Below are 17559 nucleotides of genomic sequence, written 5' to 3' on the forward strand. Positions count from 1 at the left end.
CTTATTTGTGAACCCCAGACCTTACAAGTGTCGTACTAAATACCGGGTTTAACGCGTAATGCGGTGTCATCAGAGGTTCATCAAATTATCAAGCAGAGTTCATTTTTTTTGACTGCATTGCAGACTTTCCCATCGCTTTACAGTAAAGTTAGTCATTTCGTATCAACTTGGCAAGGTAACTCCCAATATCAGTTACCCACGCATGATTAGGTATTAAAATGGGTCCAAAGCGTTGTGCAGTCGCTTCTGAAGAAAGCTTAATGCGTATTTTCACCGTTCCAGAAGCACCCAGCTCCACGTTAAGTGTAATAGAGCAGGAAATTTCCAGTAATCTGGCGGGCTTTCTGAATGAAAATATCGCAGCAATTGAAAAGCCATTGCATGAGATAGAAAAAGACTTTCAGTCGGCGATGATCCCGGAAGAACCAATGTTTGTGTCTGACTATGCTCAGGATATTATGGAGCAGCTGGTGGCGCACTCTGTGCACACCGCCTCGCCAAGTTTTATCGGGCATATGACCTCAGCGCTACCGCATTTTGTTCTGCCTTTGTCTAAGCTGATGGTCGGGCTGAACCAGAACCTGGTAAAAATAGAAACTTCAAAAGCGTTCACGCCTTTGGAGCGCCAGGTGCTGGGCATGATGCATCATCTTGCCTATGGTGAAAACGACGCCTTCTATGAAAAGTGGATGCACAGCGCGAAGACCGCGCTCGGCGCGTTTTGCTCTGGCGGCACCATTGCCAATATTTCGGCCTTATGGATTGCGCGTAACCGTTTGCTGGGTCCGGATGGCGATTTTAAAGGCCTCGCCAGTGAAGGGATCATGGCCGCCATGCTGCACTATGGTTATAAAGGCCTGGCTGTGCTGGTCTCTGAGCGCGGCCACTACTCACTGGGCAAAGCCGCCGATGTATTGGGCATTGGCCGCAGCAACTTTGTTGCGGTAAAAACCGATGATAATAACAAGGTGAGTGTGGAGGCGATGCGTGCCAAAGCACAGGAACTGAGTGAGCGTGGGATCAAGGTCATGGCCATTGTTGGCGTTGCGGGCACCACTGAGACCGGCAACATTGACCCCTTGCCAGAAATGGCGGCCCTTGCACAGGAACTGGGTTGCCATTTCCATGTCGATGCAGCCTGGGGCGGTGCGACTTTGCTGTCTGACAACTATCGTCACTTGCTCAAGGGTATTGAGCTGGCAGATTCCATCACCATAGATGCGCACAAGCAGATGTATGTGCCAATGGGCGCAGGCATAGTGCTGTTTAAAGACCCTACCGCAACGGATGCCATTGAACACCACGCGGAGTATATTCTGCGTAAAGGCTCTAAAGACCTGGGCAGTCATACCCTGGAAGGCAGTCGTCCGGGCATGGCCATGTTAGTGCATGCGTGCTTGCGGGTGATTGGCCGTAAAGGCTATGAAATGCTGATCGACAAAGGCATTGAAAAAGCCCAGTATTTTGCAGATTTGATCCACGCAGACGAGGACTTTGAACTGGTCTCCGAGCCGGAGCTATGTCTGCTGACCTATCGCTATGTGCCAAAGCAGATCCGCGCGGCGATTGATCGTGCAGATGAGCAGGAGCGCATCGACATTTATGCTGCACTTAATCGTTTTACCGCCAGTATGCAAAAACGTCAGCGTGAGTCGGGACGTTCTTTTGTCTCGCGGACGCGTTTAACTCCCGCTCAGTATCAGCATCAGCCAACTGTGGTATTCAGAGTGGTGTTAGCCAATCCGCTCACCTCAAAGCAGATGTTAAACGAGATCCTGGCTGAACAAAAAGGCCTGGCGCAGAGCGATCCGGTGTTTAAAAAATATCTGGCAAAATACATGGCCTAGTTTGGCGTAGCCTGCTCTGGGCGCGTAATGTGCAAAGAAAACAGTGCATTTTGGCGAAGGCGAGATATTATTAGTGTATAACAAGGGCATGGCATCGTACTAAAACGATGCCCCATTTCACCCGTTTTGCGACTTGGTAGTAACTTTGAATCGATTAACTCAGAGCACGCAAAAATTGCGGCGGATCAGCTCGCAAGAAGTCGATGTTTCCGGCGAACATCAGAGCTTTCTGCACGATATTATTTTTGAAGCAAAATCTTTGCTTCAGGTTGATCGTGTCTCGGTGTGGCTGTTTGACGATATGCACCAGCCAACTAAGCTGCTCAACTATGCCAATACCGACTGGCAGGATGTGCCAGCACAGCTGCCCGTGCTGAGCATTGAGGACTTTCCGGTCTATTTTGCCACCATTATTACCGGTCAGTCGATTGCAGCAGACAATGCCAGCCTGGATCCCCGTACCAGCGAATTTACCGACATTTACCTTAAGCCCAATGATATCGCCACTATGCTGGATACCGCGATTTTCAAAAATGGTATTGCATTGGGTGTGGTGTGTTGTGAAGGGCGCACTGATGTACGCCAGTGGCAGGAATGGGAAGTGGCCATCACAGAAATGGTTGCAGACTGTTGCAGTCGTCGCTTACTGGTCCACGAGTTGTATCAGATGCAGCAAAAGCTTACCAAGATGGCGTTTCAGGACATGCTCACGGGTTTGAACAATCGTCGCTTCTTGATGGAGCATGCCAAGCGTGAAATGAGTCGTCATCAACGTACTGAGCGGCCGATGAGCCTGATCATGATGGACCTGGATCGCTTTAAACGCATCAACGACGACTTTGGTCATGATGCCGGCGACAAAGTACTGCAAAAGTTTGCCCAGTGCTGCCTGGATGTGGTGCGCGTCGAAGACTGTTTTTGTCGCTTAGGTGGCGAAGAATTTGTGGTCTTGCTGCCAGAAACCTCGGTCAGTGACGCGCATATGGTGGCCAGTCGGTTATGTTCTGCCACCCGGGATATGGAGGTGCGCCAGGAAAATGCTCTGATCAGAGTGACGGCCAGTTTTGGGGTGAGCGAAGTGAACCCCAGCATGCCATTCAGCCATGCACTGAAGATGGCCGACCAGGCGGTTTACCGTGCAAAGGCCAATGGTCGTGACCAGATCCAGCTCGCCTGTTAATCCTATTCTGTGCTCAGGCGTTGTGGCTGAGCAGCGCTTTTAGTTTGGCAGGTTTTAGCGGCTTACTGAGATAGTGGATCCGGGCCTGTTTGGCTTGCAGTTTCAAAGGCTCGTCACGTACCGCTGTGATCAGGACCGCCGGTACTTTTGCTTGCCAGCATTGTCTTAATTCAGTGATCAGGTTAACCCCGTTTTCATCATTATCGAGCTGATAATCCATCAGGATAAAATCGGGTGCCGGGTTGTTGGCGGCATATTGCCGGGCTTTGTCTGCCCTTTCAAACATCTGATAGCTAAATTGCCACTTATCGAGCAGGCTTGCCATGGCGGCCAGATTCTTAGGGTCGTCGTCAACCACGAGCAGGTTCAAACTGGCTTTGGCACTTGGTTTTTGCTCTCTTTGAGAGGCTTTTTGCTGTACCTGCTGTCGCTCTCCCAGTGGCACTTCGACACAGAAGCGGCTGCCTTTACCGGGGATAGAGTGCATTTCCAGCGGCATGCTGAGCAGCTCACACAATCGCTTCACAACGCCGAGCCCCAGTCCCACGCCTTTATTATCACTGCTCTGAATGCGATAAAAGTCGTTGAATATCTTTTGTTGCTCATGCTCAGATATGCCGGGGCCGGTATCCCAGACTTCTATACGTACGCTGTGGCTGCGACGGCGACAGGCCAGTAGCACGCGACCTTGGTCGGTGTATTTCACTGCATTAGAGACCAGGTTTTGTACAATACGGCGCAGGTAAGTAATGTCGCTGTGGATCACCTGATGGCTGGTACGTACACGCAGGGCAAGGCCTTTTTCCTGGCATAAAATGGCATATTCGTTGGCCAGCGGCGACATAATATCGTCAATATCAAAATGGCGGGGCGTCGGTTTCATTGCGCCTTGTTCCAGCTTGGCGATGTCCAGCAGTGCCGACATCAGATGCACGGTAGAGTCCAGGCTGGCACCGAGTTTTTCGAGGTTACTGCGGTCATTATCCGGTAATTTATCTTCATTGATCGCTGCCAGGTAAAGACGTGCGGCGTTCAGCGGCTGCAATATATCGTGGCTGGCCAGCGCGAGAAACCGGGTCTTACTATCGTTGGCGCGCTCAGCCTCCTTTTTTGCAGCAACCAGCGCCTGCTCGGTTTCTTCCCGGCTGGCGATTTGAGCTTTGAGATCCTGGTTGATCAGACGGATCTCCTGGGTACGCGCCTCGATGCGGTTTTCGAGATCCATATTGATCTCTTCCAGCGCGTTTTGTGTGTCAATGTGGCTGGTGATATCTGAGAAACTGGTGACAAAGCCGCCTTCCGGCAGCGGGTTACCCGTCATTTCGAACACCTGACCATCGCTGCGGTGGCGAATAAAGTGATGCGGCGTGCCGTTTTTCAGATGCTGTACACGCTTATCAACCAGTTTTTCCAGCTCGCCGGGACCGCATTCACCGCGCTCTGCATTAAAGCGGATCACTTCCTCAATGCTCTGACCTACCTGTAAAAAGCCATCCGGGTATTGGAACATTTCATGATAACGACGATTCCAGGCAACCAGTTTGAGGTCTTTATCTACTACGGAAATACCATGGCTGAGATTTTCCAGCGAGGTAAACAACAGGTTTTGGTTGAATTGTAATGCCTGAGTGGTCTCATCGAAAAAGTTGACCACTTCTTCAAATGCAAGCTGTTTGCCCGAAGAAACCGCATGGATCAGCGCACGCGCCGAGGAAGCACCCAGTACGCCTGTGAGTGCACGCTCGCAAAAGGCGATAAAGTCGGCACTGGGATAGGCATTGCTGTCTTCAATATCGTGGTTAATGGCATAGTGGCTGAGTAACTGCTGACTGCGCTGTATTCCCAAAAAGGTTTGCAGTAGCACGGTAAAGTCATATACAGTGGCTTTAACGTCTTTATTCAGGCGTTTGGCAGCACTGGCTTGCTCCCAGGGGGTGACAAAGGCGGCTGCCTGGATTTTATCTATCAGGCGCTCATATGCGCCCAGCGAGAAGCTGATATAACAGCTGATATTGGCCAGCAGCGCCAGCAAAGTACCGCGCGTAATGATGGTCTGGCGGGTTTCAAAGTCCAGGCTGCTGCCTGCTTCTATTACCGGAAACATCAGAAATAACATCCAGCATAAAAAGCCGGCCAGCAATCCGGCATACACACCATAGGCGTGGCCTTTGCGCCAGTATAATCCGCCGACTATGGCGGGTAACAACTGAGTGACCAGAGAAAAGGCGACCAGGCCCATGTTGGCAAGTGCCTCACCATGGCCAAACCACTGCTGGTAGAGGAACGCCAGTACCAAAATAGCGGCAATGATAAAGCGGCGGATCAGCAGGATACGGGCTTTATAATTGCTGGTCAGGCGGTTTTTCTTGAACTTACGCTTTAACAGCAGGGGCAGTACAACGTCGTTAGAGAGCATGGTACTGAGTGTCAGGGTTGCCACCACTATCATGGCCGTGGCGGCGGATAGGCCCCCGATAAACACAAAGGTGGTGATTAAGGGATGGCCCTGCATCATCGGCAGCGCCAATACAAAGCTGTCTGCTGCCATGCCCTGGCCTATATTAGGGTGAATGGCGGCACTGGCAATGGGCAAGATCATCGCGGCTATCAGGATCAGATACAGCGGAAATGCCCAGCGAGCGGTGCGCAGATGACGGCGGTCCTGGTTGTCGACCACAGTAACATGAAACTGGCGGGGTAAGCAGATGATGGCGGCGGCGGCCATCAGTGTCTGGCCGATAAAGTTGAAATTGGTCAAGTCAAAACCCTGCCAGTGAGTCAAGTTTACTGCCGTGAGGCTGTTTTGCGTTAACAGAGCTTGCACAGCAATAACAGCTACGGCCATCAGTGCCAGTAATTTGATCAGAGACTCAAACGCGATGGCGAGCATAAGGCCGGAGCGGTATTCGGTGACATCGACTTTGCGGGTACCAAAAAAAATCGCAAACAGGGCCATCAGCAAAGTGCCTGTCATGGCCAACATGCCGCCAGAGATTGGGGTGCCCTGTTGTAACAGCAAAAAGCTGCTGCTCAGCGCTTTGAGTTGCAGCGCGATATAAGGAATGGTGGCCAGCAAAGCTATCATAGTGACCATGACCGCGGTGGTCTGACGTTTACCATAACGCGCTGAGATAAAGTCGGCGATGGTGGTAATGTTTTGCTTTTTACTGACCAGGATCAGCTTACGTAAAAACCCCTGACCAAATACAAAGAGTAGCGCCGGGCCAAGTAAAATGGGCAGGTAGTGCCAGCTGCTGGTGGTGGCGGTGCCCACTGAGCCATAATAGGTCCAGGAGGTACAATAAATGCCCAGAGCCAGGGCGTATACAAAAGGGTGATGGCTGATCCGGGTGGCCACGGGGGTGGTCTTATCTCCCCAGTTGGCGAGCCAAAATAGTAAGCCGATATAGGCGATGGCAACGAGGATCAGTGCAGCCGTCATGATGAGCCCTTGCGTTAATGCTTGTTATTGTCTTTGTGCCTTTAAAGTAGCATCACTTGCGGATAATCCAAAGTGGCATAATCATCTGATTTTAAAAAATTATTCGATTTTTATTGAGTTAATTAGACTAATGTCTTATCTCCCGCACAGGTGTTCCTGGAACGACTCATTTCCCAGCATTATTTTTCTAACTATTTGAATTTAAATTACTTAATGGTGATTGAAAAAATATTATTCAGCAGTTTACGTAAACGTAACCTTGTTGTTACGACTAAGGTCTCAATTTCTTATTGACGGGCCATTGCTACAGTCAAAAGGTCATTAACACCAGCACATCGGCGACAGGTGTGCGAAAGGGGACTTATCATGGCTTTTAAAAGTGAAGAACAAGCAAAAGCATATTGGTCAGAAAATCTAGCCTTAATGTTTAAGCTATTAGTAGTGTGGTTTGTGGTGTCTTTTGGATGCGGCATTCTGCTGGTTGATGTACTCAACGAGGTCCGTTTCTTCGGCTTTAAGTTGGGTTTTTGGTTTTCGCAGCAGGGCGCAATTTATACCTTCGTTGCTTTGATTTTTGTCTATGTATTCAAAATGGATGCGCTGGACAAAAAATACGGCGTGGATGAATAAGGAGCGCTATGATGGATGTTCAAACTCTCACCTTTATAATTGTGGGGCTCAGTTTTGCCCTTTACATCGGTATTGCCATTTGGGCCCGTGCCGGTTCGACTAATGAATTCTATGTGGCCGGTGGCGGTGTACCGCCTGTGGCAAACGGCATGGCAACGGCCGCGGACTGGATGAGTGCTGCGTCGTTTATCTCCATGGCGGGGATCATCTCATTCGCCGGTTACGATGGCGGTGTGTATCTGATGGGCTGGACCGGTGGTTACGTGTTGCTGGCACTGTGCCTGGCACCTTATCTACGTAAGTTTGGTAAATTCACTGTGCCCGATTTTATCGGCGACCGTTATTACTCGCAGGTGGCACGGGTTGTGGCCATTCTGTGTGCTATTTTTATCTGCTTCACTTACATTGCCGGACAAATGCGTGGTGTGGGCGTGGTATTCTCCCGTTTCCTCGAAGTTGACATAGAAACCGGTGTGTATATCGGTATGGTCATTGTGTTCTTCTACGCCGTACTTGGTGGCATGAAAGGCATTACCTACACTCAGGTTGCACAATATTGTGTGCTGGTTTTCGCCTACCTGGTGCCTGCTATCTTTATCTCTTTGATGATGACAGGTCATTTACTGCCGCAAACCGGCTTTGGTGGCACCCTGGCGGATGGCTCCGGGACCTATTTACTGGATAAACTCGACGGGCTCAGTACCGAACTTGGCTTTGCCCAATACACCGAAGGCTCCAAGAGTATGATTGACGTGTTTGCAATCACAGCGGCGCTGATGGTCGGTACTGCTGGTCTGCCACATGTTATCGTGCGTTTCTTCACCGTACCCAGAGTAAAAGACACCCGTATTTCAGCGGCATGGACATTAGTGTTCATTGCGATTGTGTACACCACAGCCCCGGCTGTTGCATCCTTTGCCCGGGTGAATATGATTGATACGATCAATGGTAAAGATGGCAGTGGTACGGCCTATGCCGAGGCGCCACAGTGGGTGAAAAACTGGGAAAGAACGGGTCTTATCGTATTCAATGATAAGAATGGCGACGGCAAAATGTTCTACTCAGCAGGTAAGATTGACGACCCGGCGAGCCGCAATGAAGTTAAAATTGACCGTGACATCATGGTACTGGCGAATCCGGAAATTGCCGACTTACCAGCCTGGGTGATTGCACTGGTTGCGGCAGGTGGTATCGCAGCGGCGCTATCAACGACTGCGGGTCTGCTACTGGTTATCTCGACCTCCGTTTCCCATGACTTACTCAAACGGACACTCAAACCGAATATCAGCGATAAGCAGGAACTGCTGGCGGCACGTTTGTCGGCGATGGTGGCCATTGCAATCTCAGCTTACTTTGGTATTAACCCGCCCGGATTTGTGGCGTCGGTGGTGGCCTTTGCCTTTGGTCTGGCGGCGGCAAGCTTCTTCCCGGCGATCATCATGGGGATCTTCTCCAAGCGCATGAATAAAGAAGGTGCCATCAGTGGCATGGTATGTGGTATTGGTTTCACAGCGGCTTACATTATTTACTTTAAGTTTGTCAGCCCGGAACTGAATACACCTGCTAACTGGTTATTTGGTATCTCGCCGGAGGGGATTGGTATTATCGGTATGCTAGTTAACTTTGGTATTGCAGCCATTGTGATGAAACTGACTGCACAAACACCACTTGAAGTAAAACAAATGGTGGATGGGATCCGTAACCCGAAAGGGTCATCTGCTGCACACGCACATTAATACTGATTACCTCGGATTGTGACTCGGTCCGATGACAAAGAAACCAACTACTCCATGGCGCAAGCTATGGAGTAGTTGTCATTTGTGGAGGGGTTATGACGGCTCAAGTACAGGACGTGCTGACCTTTGTGCAGCAACAGGCGCCATTTGATCAGCTAACCCACAGCGCGACGGATTATTTTGTTGAACACTTAGAGATCATCTATGTCAGCGGACAAAATCAGGCGCAGTGGTTTAGAAGCGAACAGCCACAGCTGTATCTGGTGCGTTCCGGTCATTTTGATTTGCGCTCCGAGCGTGGCGAGCTTGTCGCCCGGCTGGCCGAAAGCGATTATTTTGGTTATCCCTCGTTATTGACGGGCGAGCCGATCAGCAATCAGCTGGAAGTCGTGCAGGCGGGGCTGGTCTATGTGTTGCCGCAAGATGCGTTTGATTATCTGCGCCGTGAGTACAAACCATTTGAGCAGTATTTTGTCCGTGCCCACGCCAAACGTTTGTTGTCCAGCCACTATAAAGAATCGGCAAGCGGCTGGTCCGAACGCCCGGTCAGCGAACTGATGAACCGGGCTGCGGTAACCCTGCAACCCCAGGCCAGTATTCAGGAAGCGGCCAAAGTCATGAAGAAGCATCGGGTTTCATCGATCATGGTCATTGAACACGATCAGTTAACCGGTGTGGTAACGGATCGCGATCTGCGTAATCGGGTACTGGCCGAGGGTTTAGATCCCGCACGGGCGATCCGTGAGATCATGACGGTCAGGCCGAAATACATCTTTGAGAATAACCGGATCTTTTCGGCACTGCATCTGATGCTGAAACACAACATTCATCACTTGCCGGTGCTTAACGAAGATCGCACCCCCATGGGGATGATCACCAGTACCGATCTGTTGCGTCAGCAAAAAAGCGATCCGGTGCAGCTGATCGGACGGATCTACAAAGCGCGCAGTTATGGAGAAGTACAGCAGCTTGCTAAAGAGATCCCCGATCTGTTGAGTGATTTTGCCAATAAGATAGAAGACATTTCTTTGATAGGTCAGCTGCTGAGTGGCCTGAGTGACGCGCTGACGGGACGTTTGATCGACTTATACCAGCAGCAGCATGGCACTGCGCCCACGCCCTTTGCCTGGATCTGTTTTGGCTCACAGGCCCGTGAAGAGCAAACCCTGCACTCCGATCAGGACAATGGTTTGCTGTTGCCCGAGGGCGTTACGGATGAGCAACGAGATTACTTTGCACAGCTCGGTGCGTTTGTTTGTCAGCAGCTGGATGAGTGCGGGATCCGAACCTGTCCGGGGAATATCATGGCAAGCAACCCGGCGTGTCGGGGCACGCTCAGTGAATGGTGCGACCGGTTCACCACCTGGATCCACGCACCGACGCCGCATGCCATGCTTAACTGTAAAATTTATTTTGATCTGCGTTTTATCACCGGATCCGATGTTTTGTTCGGGCAATTTTTACATCACCTCAATGAGATCCCGAAAAATGAATTGTTCTATGCTGCGATGGCGGCCGATATCAACGTCAATACCGTGCCTATTGGCTTGTTTCAGCAGTTTAAGTTGCAACAGGACAAGCACAAACACAAATATCTGGATCTCAAAAAGCGCGGCGTGGTGATCATAAACGACGTGGTGCGCTTATATGCACTGCAAGCGGGGATCAGCAAAGCCAATACGCTGCAGCGCTTGCGGGCGCTCAAAAGCCACCAGGTACTTAGCGGCGAGGACATTGCTAATTTGCAAGACTGCTGGCGCTTTTTAACCCAACTGCGTTTACGAACGCAGATAGACCGCGAAGGGTTGCCAGAGAACTGTATTAACCCGGAACATTTAAGCTCACTGGAGCGTCATCAGCTTAAAGAGGCGTTTCAGTTGGTTAAGCAGGCCCAGCAAGCCTGCGCTTTCAAATTTGCCAGAGGCAGTCTGTGAGCTGGTTAACCCGATTGCGCAACTGGCACGCCGACCGTCACTTGCGACTGGCGGATGTTAACCTGGTGGTGTTGGATCTGGAATTGACCGGGCTGGATCCTAAGCGGGATGAAATCGTCTCGGCCGCCTGGGTCGAAGTTCGCCGTGGCCGTATTGTCCTCAGCACGGCCCGCCATGTCGTCAACAAAGAAGTACGTCAACTGGGGCAAAGCCCGGTGATCCATGGGGTCGATGACGACGCACTGGCGCAGGGCTTAAGTTTGCGCACCTTATTACAACAACTGACTGGCGTGCTGGAGCAAGGCGTTTTAGTCTGTCATAACGCCATGCTCGACTGGGGGTTTCTCAAGCGAGCCTTTACAGAGCACGAGATGACGGTGCGCCCTTTGCGGATCCTCGATACCATGCAGATAGAGAGAAACCGCTTACTCAGGCAGGGGCAAACGCTTAGCGCAGATTGCCTGACATTGTCGGCCTGCCGTCAGCGTTATGCTTTACCGTCAGCTTATGAGCATAATGCGCTCAGTGACGCACTGAGTACCGCCGAACTGTTATTGGCACAAAATAGTCAGCTTGGCGGGGCACAGGGAGCGTTACTCAGGCAGCTGACATAATTATTTTTGCATATCTCTTACACATTTGTGCTTGGTCGATTACAATAGCGCCATCTTAATACGGAAAGCTTGGGAAATTTATTCGCACGCGGCTTATGCACCGGGTGTGTGGCACAATTGAGCCCAATTTTTCATAACGTGGTGGATCCTCACTTTAATGACTATCAAACTGGCAATAAATGGTTTTGGTCGTATTGGTCGCAACATAGTGCGAGCTTTGTATGAATCTGGTCGCCAGCGAGACATTCAGATCGTCGCGATAAATGAACTTGCCGATCCGCAGGGCATTGCGCATTTGCTGAAATACGATACCTCACATGGGCGTTTTTCTTTTCCCGTCCACCTTGAAGCACCTTATCTGACAGTAGGTGATGATAAAATCCAGCTGTTTAGCGAAGCCGATCCCAGTCATTTACCCTGGCATGCCCTGGATGTTGACGTTGTTTTAGAATGTACCGGTGTATTTCATTCCCGTTTTCATGCTCAGGCGCACTTACGCGCAGGCGCTAAGAAAGTGCTGTTTTCACATCCTGCCGACGCGGATGTCGATGCCACCATAGTGTACGGCATTAATGACCAAGAGCTGCGCGGCGAGCACACCATAGTGTCTAATGGCTCCTGTACCACAAACTGTATTGTCCCTGTCATAAATGTATTGGATGATGCTTTTGGGATTGGCTCCGGCACCATTACAACGATCCACGCGTCTATGCATGATCAACAGGTTATCGATGCGTATCACCCGGATCTGCGTCGCACCCGGGCTGCAAGTCAGTCTATTATTCCTGTGGATACGAAACTGGCTCGTGGTATTGAACGAATTTTGCCAAAGTTTCATGGCTGTTTTGAAGCGATTGCAGTGCGAGTGCCAACCATCAACGTAACGGCCATGGACTTGAGCGTGACCCTCAATAGTGATGTCACTATAGAGCAGGTGAATAATGCATTACAACAGGCCGCCTGTGGTCCGTTACGTGGGATACTGGACTACACTGAAGAGCCGCTGGTCTCAGTGGATTTTAATCATGATCCACATTCCAGTATCATAGATGGTACCCAAACACGCGTCAGCCAGAAGCGGTTGGCGAAATTGCTGGTGTGGTGCGACAACGAGTGGGGATTTGCGAATCGCATGCTCGATACCGCAGCAGCAATGACACAAGTTAATTAACAACCAAGTATCGTTCTTGAAGGAGATGTCAATGTCAGTCATTAAGATGGCGGATTTAGATTTAAACGGCAAACGCGTTCTGATCCGTGAAGATCTTAACGTACCGGTGAAAGAAGGTAAGGTCACATCAGATGCCCGCATCAGAGCGTCTTTACCGACCATCAAGCTTGCCCTTGAAAAAGGTGCCAAGGTCATGGTGATGTCTCACCTGGGTCGCCCAACGGAAGGGGAATACGATGCGCAGTATTCACTACAGCCGGTTGTAGATTACCTGAATGACGGGTTAGAGCAAAACGTGCGTCTGGTTGATAACTACCTGGATGGCGTTGATATCGCAGACAACGAGGTAGTGGTATTCGAAAACGTGCGTTTCAATGTCGGTGAGAAAAAGAACGATGAAGCGTTGTCGAAAAAGCTGGCTGCATTATGTGATGTGTACGTCATGGATGCATTTGGTACCGCGCACCGTGCGCAGGCATCGACGCATGGCGTAGGTTTATTTGCTGAGGTTGCATGTGCCGGTCCACTACTGGCAGCCGAGCTTGAAGCGCTGGGCAAAGCTCTTGATAATCCGGCACGCCCTTTGGTTGCCATCGTAGGCGGCTCTAAAGTATCGACTAAACTCACCGTGCTTGATTCACTGTCTAAAGTGGTTGATCAGCTGGTCACAGGTGGTGGTATCGCGAACACTTTTATCGCTGCTGCGGGTAACCCGGTCGGTAAGTCTTTGTACGAACCGGACCTGATTGACGAAGCAAATAAACTCAGCGAAGCGGCCCGTGAAAATGACGGTGATATCCCTGTTCCAACCGATGTGGTTGTGGGTGACGAGTTCTCTGAGTCTGCTGTTGCCGAGATTAAAGATGTGGCTGAAGTGCGCGACACTGACATGATCTTCGATATTGGTCCTGATACTGCGAACACGTTAGCAAAGATCATTGCCAACGCAGGCACTGTGGTTTGGAATGGCCCTGTTGGTGTGTTTGAATTTGACCAGTTCGGTAATGGTACTGAAGCAATTGCCAATGCCATTGCCAAATCTAACGCGTTTTCAATCGCGGGTGGGGGTGACACCCTGGCAGCCATCGATAAATATGGCGTAGCCGATGAAATTTCATATATCTCGACTGGCGGTGGTGCGTTTTTAGAGTTCCTTGAGGGGAAAAAACTGCCAGCAGTCGCTATGCTTGAACAAAGAGCGAAAGCGTAATTCAGGCACGATGCTGCGCAATACGTCGCAGCATCACATTTTTGGGCCGACAAGTTCGGTCCGGTTTTGAGACTCTCTCACATTTATTCTCAAAACAAATTGAGTGTGTAGCACTTAAAATTTATCCCGTTCAAATCGATGAGTACGAGTGCTGATCTTGGAAATATCAGCTTCACTCATCAACAATTGGAGAAAGCACAATGGCTTTAATCAGTATGCGTCAATTGCTGGATCATGCCGCAGAGCATGGTTACGGCGTTCCTGCCTTTAACGTAAATAACCAAGAGCAAATGCGCGCGATTATGGAAGCGGCAGATAAAACCAACAGTCCGGTGATTGTTCAGGGTTCGGCAGGCGCACGTAAGTACGCAGGGGCACCGTTTATTCGCCATATGATTTTGGCCGCAGTTGAAGAGTGGCCACATATTCCGGTTGTTATGCACCAGGATCATGGTACGTCTCCGGGTGTATGTCAGCGTTCAATCCAGCTTGGCTTTTCATCTGTTATGATGGATGGCTCGCTTATGGAAGATGGTAAAACGCCATCAAGCTACGAATACAACGTTGACGTGACACGTCGCACAGTAGAAATGGCACATGCTTGTGGTGTGTCGGTTGAGGGTGAGCTGGGCGTTTTAGGTTCACTGGAAACGGGTGAAGCGGGTGAAGAAGATGGCATCGGCGCTGTTGGTAAGCTGTCACACGACCAGCTGCTGACTGATCCGGAAGAAGCGGCTGATTTCGTTAAGAAAACCGGCGTTGATGCGCTGGCAATCGCGTGTGGTACATCGCACGGTGCGTACAAGTTTACGCGTCCACCAACAGGCGACATCCTGGCAATCAACCGCATTAAAGAGATCCACGCACGTATTCCGAATACCCACCTGGTAATGCATGGCTCATCTTCTGTACCTCAGGAGTGGCTGGCGGTGATCAACGAATTTGGCGGTGAGATCCCAGAGACCTATGGTGTGCCTGTTGAGCAGATCGTTGAAGGCATTAAGCACGGCGTGCGTAAAGTTAACATCGACACAGACCTACGTCTGGCTGCGACGGGCGCTATCCGTCGTCACCTGGCACATAACCCTGCCAACTTCGATCCTCGTAAGTATCTTGCTGAAGCGACCAAAGCGATGACAGAGATCTGTGTTGCACGTTATGAAGCATTTGGCACCGCAGGTCAGGCGGGTCGCATTCAGCCTATCTCATTGGATGACATGCACCTGAAGTATCTGACTGGTGAGTTGGATCCTCAGATCAAATAAATACTAACCCGGTAAAATAGGGTCAATGAGACATGCCGCAGCTTTGATACTGCGGCATTTTTGTATCTGTGTTTGATCTGTATGGGATCAGATTTTTACCTACCTGCGAGCGCCGGGATCAGATCTTGACTAACTGCCAGCAGAGCAGAAGCGTCTGGGATCGAGATCTTACTAAGTCAGGTCCTGGATCTGACCATAGTGCTGTGTGGAACCGATCTAAAATCAATAAGTTAGTCCAATCTATTCGCTGCGCGCGTGAATTCAGCGTACGATCGTTAGTAAGAATATGATCCCGGCGGGATCCCTTGGTATAAATTTGATCTCAGGCAACTCAACTTAGAAAAACTTTGATCCGGCGGTTTGTCACTTGATCTCTCCAACAGAGCGTCTAGCTTTAAAGAGTACTCTATTGTGCTCACATTGGTTTTTATTAAGGTCAAGGTATGAAAAAATGCTTTTTGGCTGCCCTTTTTGGGGGCTCTGTGCTGGCTGGTGTGCAAGTGCAGGCCGAAGAACTCAAAGTTTACGGACGCGCGCACCTGGGTGTCGAAAACAGTGATACGGGAAGTGGTTCGGATACCTCAGTTGAAAGCTACGCCTCGCGAATGGGGATCAAGGGCGCGGCAGACTTGGACACCGGGATCTCTGCCTTTTACAAGTTGGAATTTCAGGTTGAAATGTCTGAAAACGACAACGATGGTAAATCTGAGGAAAACATCACAGCACGCTCTCAGTATGTGGGGATCAAAGGCCGTTTTGGTCAGCTGCTGGTGGGTCGCGATGACACGGCAATGAAAAAGTCGCAGGGCAAAGTGGATCTGATGAACGATTTCAGCGGCGATATTAAGAATTTCTTCGTTGGCGAAAACCGCCTTGGTGATACTTTGCAATACACGACGCCTTCACTTAATCACCTTAAATTTACGGTCAGCTACATTAGTGAGGACAACAGTAAGCAAAATGGCGAGAGTGGCTTGTCTATGGCAGCCAGCTACGGCGATAGTAAACTGAAAAAAACGGCTGTTTACGCCAGTGTGGCGCGCGATGAAGAGGTTGCTGGTCAGGATATTACCCGCGTGACAGTGCAGGGCAAGGTAGCTCAGGTGACCTTAGGCGCCAGTTACCAGCAAAGTGAAGCGGTTGGCAGCAATGATACTGTAGACAGCTATATGGCCAGCGCCGCGCTGAAGCTAGACAATGGTTATAAGCTGCTGGCGCAATATCAAAACTCCGATGGGGCCTCGGGCAAGCTCAAAGACTCAGGAGACGCAACGTCTATTGGAGTCGAAAAGAGCTTATCTAAGCAAGCAAGAATGTACCTGTGGTATACCAAGACAGACCTCGATAACGACCCGGATCAGGATCATATGGCGCTGACATTGCGCTATGATTTTTAGTGTTTTTGCTTTATTGCGCAGGTGGTGCGATACCTGCGTATATAGTTTGGCGGTGTGAGCGTAACTGAGCAGCACAGAGTGCGGGTGCAAAGCCTGCTCACTGGGGATTGCCGTGCCCTTTATTGCCCTTTGGCCTCGCGGATTTGTAAATGAACTTAAATGGCCTGTATGTCTGACCTTACGCCTTTTTACAGCGGCCATAGCAGGTTGTTTGTTAACCCTGGCGCAAAACAAACCTGACGAAACAAGGATTTACCCCGAGTTTGTGCCGGGTTATCGTTGCTTTTCAGCGAAACCTTCGCTTTTTCAGTACCATAGCCTTACATTAAGTTGGCCCTATTTTTTTCCCAATTGTCATCTTTTATCACTTGGCATTTCATAAAACTGTCATACTTAGTCATAATAATGAAACCCACTTCGGTAACGTAAGAGATAAATGGGAATGTCACGTAAAGTACTGGTAGTTGATGACGAAGCGCCGATCAGAGAAATGTTGGTGTTTGTGTTGGAACAAAATGGTTTTCAGGCCATTGAAGCTGAAGACTATGATTCTGCAATTGCAGCTATGGTTGAGCCTTATCCTGATATGGTGCTATTGGATTGGATGTTGCCAGGCGGCAGCGGTATCCAGATTGCCAAGAAATTTAAACAAAGCGAATACACCAGACAAATCCCCATTATTATGCTGACAGCACGTGGTGAGGAAGAAGATAAGGTCAAGGGATTGGAAGTGGGTGCTGACGACTACGTTACTAAACCTTTCTCTCCTAAAGAATTGATGGCGCGCATTAAAGCGGTTATGCGTCGGGTTTCTCCGACGTCATTAGAAGAAGCCATTGAAGTACATGGGTTACGCCTTGACCCAATTTCACACCGAGTGACCTCAGCGGGTAACGAGCTGGAAATGGGTCCAACGGAATTCAGATTACTTCACTTCTTTATGACGCACCCGGAGCGGGTCTACAGCCGTGAACAGCTGCTGGATCATGTGTGGGGCACCAATGTGTATGTTGAAGATCGTACTGTTGATGTTCATATCCGTCGTCTGCGTAAAGCGATTGCACCGCTCGGTCACGATCGCCTGGTACAAACAGTACGTGGTGCTGGTTATCGCTTCTCAAGCAAGCTGTAAA

The 17559-nt window shown here is 50.0% G+C and carries 12 protein-coding genes; 11 read left to right on the plus strand and 1 reads right to left on the minus strand.

Annotated features, from left to right (window positions below; all coding sequences use genetic code 11):
* The first annotated feature begins 218 nt into the window (after positions 1 to 218).
* Together panP and L1285_RS11405 are read left to right on the plus strand one after the other, a co-directional pair.
* On the plus strand, positions 219 to 1847 hold the full coding sequence (panP, locus tag L1285_RS11400; protein ID WP_235412421.1) for a pyridoxal-dependent aspartate 1-decarboxylase PanP: 1629 nt from the start codon (positions 219 to 221) through the stop codon (positions 1845 to 1847).
* Between the two features lie 145 nt (positions 1848 to 1992).
* Complete coding sequence (locus tag L1285_RS11405; protein WP_235412422.1) at positions 1993 to 3027, plus strand: sensor domain-containing diguanylate cyclase; 1035 nt, start codon at positions 1993 to 1995, stop codon at positions 3025 to 3027.
* A gap of 13 nt (positions 3028 to 3040) precedes the next feature.
* Here L1285_RS11405 and L1285_RS11410 read toward each other — a convergent pair whose 3' ends face one another.
* Positions 3041 to 6469, minus strand: a complete 3429-nt coding sequence (locus tag L1285_RS11410) for a PAS domain-containing hybrid sensor histidine kinase/response regulator (RefSeq protein ID WP_235412423.1) — start codon at positions 6467 to 6469, stop codon at positions 3041 to 3043.
* 366 nt (positions 6470 to 6835) lie between these two features.
* Between L1285_RS11410 and L1285_RS11415 the strand changes: the two genes are divergently transcribed.
* From L1285_RS11415 to phoB, 9 genes are all read left to right on the plus strand, one after another.
* On the plus strand, positions 6836 to 7099 hold the full coding sequence (locus L1285_RS11415) for a DUF4212 domain-containing protein (RefSeq protein ID WP_010383473.1): 264 nt from the start codon (positions 6836 to 6838) through the stop codon (positions 7097 to 7099).
* An 11-nt stretch (positions 7100 to 7110) separates the two neighbouring features.
* A complete protein-coding gene (locus L1285_RS11420; RefSeq protein WP_235412460.1) occupies positions 7111 to 8835 on the plus strand; it encodes a sodium:solute symporter family protein in 1725 nt (574 codons plus the stop codon).
* Between the two features lie 95 nt (positions 8836 to 8930).
* Entirely contained in the window at positions 8931 to 10769 is a 1839-nt protein-coding gene (locus tag L1285_RS11425; RefSeq protein WP_235412424.1) for a DUF294 nucleotidyltransferase-like domain-containing protein, read from the plus strand.
* Positions 10766 to 11383, plus strand: coding sequence for a 3'-5' exonuclease (locus tag L1285_RS11430; RefSeq protein ID WP_235412425.1), 618 nt, complete (start codon positions 10766 to 10768; stop codon positions 11381 to 11383). The genes L1285_RS11425 and L1285_RS11430 overlap by 4 nt, the downstream gene beginning before the upstream one ends.
* A 157-nt stretch (positions 11384 to 11540) precedes the next feature.
* Positions 11541 to 12554, plus strand: coding sequence for an erythrose-4-phosphate dehydrogenase (gene epd, locus L1285_RS11435; protein WP_046006201.1), 1014 nt, complete (start codon positions 11541 to 11543; stop codon positions 12552 to 12554).
* Positions 12555 to 12585: 31 nt separating this feature from the next.
* Positions 12586 to 13764, plus strand: coding sequence for a phosphoglycerate kinase (locus tag L1285_RS11440; RefSeq protein WP_235412426.1), 1179 nt, complete (start codon positions 12586 to 12588; stop codon positions 13762 to 13764).
* A gap of 200 nt (positions 13765 to 13964) precedes the next feature.
* Entirely contained in the window at positions 13965 to 15029 is a 1065-nt protein-coding gene (gene fba / locus L1285_RS11445; RefSeq protein WP_046006199.1) for a class II fructose-bisphosphate aldolase, read from the plus strand.
* Between the two features lie 443 nt (positions 15030 to 15472).
* Positions 15473 to 16426, plus strand: coding sequence for a porin (locus L1285_RS11450; protein ID WP_235412427.1), 954 nt, complete (start codon positions 15473 to 15475; stop codon positions 16424 to 16426).
* 442 nt (positions 16427 to 16868) lie between these two features.
* Positions 16869 to 17558 (plus strand): phosphate regulon transcriptional regulator PhoB, encoded by a 690-nt coding sequence (gene phoB, locus L1285_RS11455; protein WP_010383464.1) that lies wholly within the window; start codon positions 16869 to 16871, stop codon positions 17556 to 17558.
* Position 17559: the final 1 nt, after the last annotated feature.

This window comes from Pseudoalteromonas sp. DL2-H2.2 (assembly GCF_021532535.1).
GTDB classification, from domain to species: domain Bacteria; phylum Pseudomonadota; class Gammaproteobacteria; order Enterobacterales; family Alteromonadaceae; genus Pseudoalteromonas; species Pseudoalteromonas rubra_A.

Bases quoted from the DNA above. Each gene is read 5' to 3' on its own strand.
- panP (WP_235412421.1), top strand. From the start codon at position 219: ATGGGTCCAAAGCGTTGTGCAGTCGCTTCTGAAGAAAGCTTAATGCGT.
- L1285_RS11410 (WP_235412423.1), bottom strand. From the start codon at position 6,469: ATGACGGCTGCACTGATCCTCGTTGCCATCGCCTATATCGGCTTACTA.
- L1285_RS11415 (WP_010383473.1), top strand. From the start codon at position 6,836: ATGGCTTTTAAAAGTGAAGAACAAGCAAAAGCATATTGGTCAGAAAAT.
- L1285_RS11420 (WP_235412460.1), top strand. From the start codon at position 7,111: ATGGATGTTCAAACTCTCACCTTTATAATTGTGGGGCTCAGTTTTGCC.
- L1285_RS11425 (WP_235412424.1), top strand. From the start codon at position 8,931: ATGACGGCTCAAGTACAGGACGTGCTGACCTTTGTGCAGCAACAGGCG.
- epd (WP_046006201.1), top strand. From the start codon at position 11,541: ATGACTATCAAACTGGCAATAAATGGTTTTGGTCGTATTGGTCGCAAC.
- L1285_RS11440 (WP_235412426.1), top strand. From the start codon at position 12,586: ATGTCAGTCATTAAGATGGCGGATTTAGATTTAAACGGCAAACGCGTT.
- fba (WP_046006199.1), top strand. From the start codon at position 13,965: ATGGCTTTAATCAGTATGCGTCAATTGCTGGATCATGCCGCAGAGCAT.
- L1285_RS11450 (WP_235412427.1), top strand. From the start codon at position 15,473: ATGAAAAAATGCTTTTTGGCTGCCCTTTTTGGGGGCTCTGTGCTGGCT.
- phoB (WP_010383464.1), top strand. From the start codon at position 16,869: ATGTCACGTAAAGTACTGGTAGTTGATGACGAAGCGCCGATCAGAGAA.